A 3745-nucleotide genomic window follows, 5' to 3' on the forward strand; every position below is an offset into this window, starting at 1 on the left:
CCCCGCGCACCACCCCAAGCCGGCCCATCCGCACACCCCGGGCCACACCACACCGTCCGGCGACCACACCCCCACGGGTGACGACAAACCGTCCGAGCACGGCTGGCCGCCGGAGCAGAACACACCCCCCGAGCACGGCACGCCGCCGCACCCCGGCAAGCCCCCGCAGATGGCGCAGACCGGCAGTGACCGGCTTCCGCTCTTCATCGGCGCGGCCGGCGGAACCCTGCTGATCACCGGTGGAGCGGTGGTGGCGCTGGGCCGGCGCGTGGCCCGGCATCAGCAGACGCAGTAAACCTCCGTTACTTCTGCACGCCGGGCGCGTTTAGCCATGACAACTGCGGTTCGCGGTGGCCGATGGCCCTCGGGAGCCCTGAAGCGTTGGAACAAACAAGGAGAACTTGATGTCTCGTATCGCGAAGACCGTCGCCGTCCTCGCCGGAACGGGTGCGGTGGCGCTGAGCGGTGCCGGCATGGCCACGGCCGACGCGGGGGCGCACGGCGTAGCGTCGAACTCCCCGGGTGTGCTGTCCGGCAACCTGCTCCAGGTCCCGGTCCACGTGCCGGTCAACCTCTGCGGCAACACCATCAATGTGATCGGCCTGCTGAACCCGGTGTTCGGCAACCACTGCGAGAACGAGAGCGGCCACCACGACAAGCACGGCGGCAGCTACGGCCACGGCCACTGAGCCAGCCCGTCCTCGACGGCTCGGTCCAGACGCGGACGGCCCCCGGGTTCTCCCGGGGGCCGTCCGTGTGTCCGCGGCGCGGCGGGCGCCGCGCGCCGGGCCTCAGTCCGCGTACTTGTAGATCTTGCTGTGGTCCAGCAGCGCCGCCGGGGTGGTGTGCCACGGCGGCATCCGCTCGCTGAGGGCCGCCACCCGTCCGCGCTGGGGGTCGTCGGAGCCGAGCGGCCGGGCGGGGCGGTAGCCCGACTTGGGGTGGCGGGCCTGCCAGCGCGACCAGATGAGGTCGACGAAGGCGTGGTGCAGCCAGAACACCGGGTCGTTGACGGCCCCGCCGCCGATCATGGTGCCGCCGATCCAGCGGTGGACGCGGTTGTGGGTGCGCATGGTGTCGGTGCGCGAGCCGTCCGTCCAGCCCTCCATCTTGTTGCGGAAGCCGGTGGGGCTCAGCGAGTTCCACGGCTCGACGTCGTAGACGGAGTCGGCGAGCGCCCGGTTGAGGTCGGCGCGCGGCGGCAGTTCCATCCGGCCGCCGCGGCCGTGGGCGTTGCCGAGGTTGCGGGTGAGGAAGGGGTCCTCGGTCACCCCGGTCTCGATGCTCCAGGCGCCGTGCCGGTAGGCGAACGGCCCGGTCATCACCTGGAGGTCGTCGCCGCGCCCGGTACCGCCCATGAAGTCCTCGGCCCACAGCGACGACGAGGGCGAGTTGTCGCGCGTCCAGTCCCAGTACGGGACGGTCACCCGCGGGTTGACCGTGCGCAGCTCGCGCTCGAAGTCCAGCAGGAAGCGGCGGTGCCAGGGCAGGAAGGAGGGCGCCATATGGGCGACGCGCAGCCCCTCGTCCCCGTCGCCGACGAAGTACTCGATGTGCGTGCGCACGAACCGGTCGTACCTGCCCCGGCGCTTGAGCTCCAGGACAGCGTTGACGAAGGCCCTCTTCTCGGCCTTCGTGAGGTTCTTCTGGTTCTTGCGGATGTACACCATGCGGGTTGTCTCACCTGGCCTGTCGGGTGCGGGCGTCACTTGCCGTGGAGCGGGGTCTCGGCCAGGCGGGCGGACCCCAGGACGTCGACGGCGGCCCGGACGGCCTCCAGCGGCGTGGCGTAGGAGGTGTAGTGGTCCATCGCGCTGATGTACGTGCCGTCCGCGCGGCGCATCAGATGCAGCCGGCGGCCGTCGATGAGCGCCTCGAACCCCGCCCCGGCGGCGCTGGTGCCGCCGGGGCCGGCGTGCGGGAGCACCGCGAGGGTGCCGGGCGGGCGCTCGGGCAGATGGCCCGTCGCCGCTGCGGCCGTCTGCGCGTGTACGTCGGCGAGGACGGTGCGGCCCTGGATGCGCCGGCCGCGGTAGTTCTCGTCGAAGGCCGCGGGCAGACCGCTGGGCGCGGTGGGTCCCTCGTCGTCGGTGCCGGTCCAGGGCGCGGCCGGGTCGGCCGGTTCGGCCCCGGCGCTGGGGGCCGCGTCGATCCGGGCGAGGGTGCCGCCGGTGAAGCTGACGACCGTCAGGGTGAAAAGCCCGCGCAGCACGCCGCGCCGGCTGGAGGCGGGGCCGCTCCACCGGGGACGGCCGGGCCGGAGCATGCCGGGGCGCCGCCTGGGTACCGGCTCTTCGGTGGTCACACGGTCTCCGTTCCGCCCGGGGCCGACCAGGTGCGTACGGGCCGGGGGCTGATCATTTACAAGGGGGGCATTCGGGACAACGAGACCGGCCGGAAACCGTTCCGGTCGAGTTTGATCAATTGACGTCGGATCCGGCGATCGGCCGTGACGTCCGGGGCGTCCGGTCGTTGGTGCGGGTAGGGCAGAGGAGAATGAACGCCTGCTGGGGTCCCGGAGGTCATCACACTTCCGGGGCCTTGGTTTTTTCCCGGCCGCGCCCGGGCCTCGACGGGCGGAGGGGCTGTCTTCTGACGGGCCGACAGCCGCCGACACTCACTTGCAGTAGCCGCCCGCTCGCTCAGCGCGACAAGTGCGCATGATCGGATTAGCGTCCTAGGTGTCCGTGTTCACCACCTCAGGAGACACCGAAAATGACGTTTCGTCAGATAGCTGTAGTCGCCGCCCTGTCCGCCGCGGCGATCCTCCCGGTCGCCGGCGCCGCCCAGGCAGCGCCCCAGACGGCCCGTACCCCGGCATCGGCGGCACTTTCGTGCGGGTACGGCGAGAAATGCAAGGACGACGACCACCGGGACCACGGCCGCTACGACAACGGTGGCAGCTACGGTCACGAGGGCCGTTACGACCACGACGGCCGTAACGACCACAACGGCCGTAACGACCACTACGGTCGTTACGACCACGACGGCGGTAACGACCACCGCCAGCACGTGGGTCTCCTCGGTGTGCTGGGGTGGCTGCTCTAGCTCCCAGCAGGTCGGCACATGAGAACGGCGTGTGCCGCGGACTCCCCGTCCGCGGCACACGCCGTTTCCTTACGCCCTCGGCGCGCTCCCCGTTCGGACGCCCCGGCTACCCGCGCAGACGGCTGACGGGCAGGACACAGTGGCCCGCGCCGGTGAGCGTCTGCTCGTCGCCGACGAAGGCCCGCATCATCTGCTCGGTGAGCGGTGTGCCGGGCACCGCCTCGGGCCAGGCGCGGGTCGCGAAGATGAAGTGCGCGGCGCCCTCGGCCTGGGCGGCGTCCATCCACTCGGGCGGGGTGACGCACTGGACGTTGAGCTGAGGCATCGTCAGGGTCACCTGGCCGCCCTCCAGAAGGAGCGTGAGCGGCAGCCGCGCGCCCTGGGAGGCGTCGTTGACGGTCCCGGCCGGCATGCCGATTCCCTCCAACAGCTCCCGGGCGGCGGACTCGGCGCCCTCGGCGCCGCCCTCGCCGTCCCCGAGCGGATACACCATCAGGAAGGCCACGTCGCGGTCCTCCTCGAAGTGCGGGCCGCTCCATGCGAGCAGGGCGAGCGTGCCCAACCGGGCGGTCCTGGACGGGCTGAGGGCACTGGAAGTCGAGGTCATGCCGGGACTCTAGCGACATCGGGGAGAGACCAGGAGCAAAGGCCACTCGTTAGGGCGAATCGGATTGCACCGCCCCGGACCCGCCGCCCC

At 71.6% G+C, this 3745-nt stretch carries 5 protein-coding genes and 1 pseudogene; 3 read left to right on the top strand and 3 right to left on the bottom strand.

From position 1 onward, the window contains the following. Window positions 1-295 (top strand): annotated as a pseudogene (locus tag ACJA3G_RS32690) (hypothetical protein); the annotation flags it as partial. A 109-nt stretch (window positions 296-404) separates the two neighbouring features. Next, window positions 405-689 carry a chaplin gene (locus ACJA3G_RS32695; RefSeq protein ID WP_406556656.1) on the top strand — a complete coding sequence of 95 codons (285 nt, stop codon included), beginning with the start codon at window positions 405-407 and terminating at the stop codon, window positions 687-689. A gap of 102 nt (window positions 690-791) precedes the next feature. On the opposite strand, the gene ACJA3G_RS32700 is transcribed toward ACJA3G_RS32695, so the two are convergent. Together ACJA3G_RS32700 and ACJA3G_RS32705 are read right to left on the bottom strand one after the other, a co-directional pair. After that, window positions 792-1670 carry a tyrosinase family protein gene (locus ACJA3G_RS32700; RefSeq protein ID WP_406556657.1) on the bottom strand — a complete coding sequence of 293 codons (879 nt, stop codon included), beginning with the start codon at window positions 1668-1670 and terminating at the stop codon, window positions 792-794. Between the two features lie 35 nt (window positions 1671-1705). Continuing rightward, window positions 1706-2305 carry a tyrosinase family oxidase copper chaperone gene (locus ACJA3G_RS32705; RefSeq protein ID WP_406556658.1) on the bottom strand — a complete coding sequence of 200 codons (600 nt, stop codon included), beginning with the start codon at window positions 2303-2305 and terminating at the stop codon, window positions 1706-1708. Between the two features lie 410 nt (window positions 2306-2715). Here ACJA3G_RS32705 and ACJA3G_RS32710 point away from each other — a divergent pair, with 410 nt between their 5' ends. Then, window positions 2716-3048 (top strand): hypothetical protein, encoded by a 333-nt coding sequence (locus ACJA3G_RS32710; protein WP_406556659.1) that lies wholly within the window; start codon window positions 2716-2718, stop codon window positions 3046-3048. A 106-nt stretch (window positions 3049-3154) separates the two neighbouring features. Here ACJA3G_RS32710 and ACJA3G_RS32715 read toward each other — a convergent pair whose 3' ends face one another. Next, entirely contained in the window at window positions 3155-3655 is a 501-nt protein-coding gene (locus ACJA3G_RS32715; protein WP_406556660.1) for a DUF5949 family protein, read from the bottom strand. Window positions 3656-3745 lie beyond the last annotated feature (90 nt).

The organism is Streptomyces sp. YS-3 (assembly GCF_045257485.1).
GTDB lineage: Bacteria > Actinomycetota > Actinomycetes > Streptomycetales > Streptomycetaceae > Streptomyces.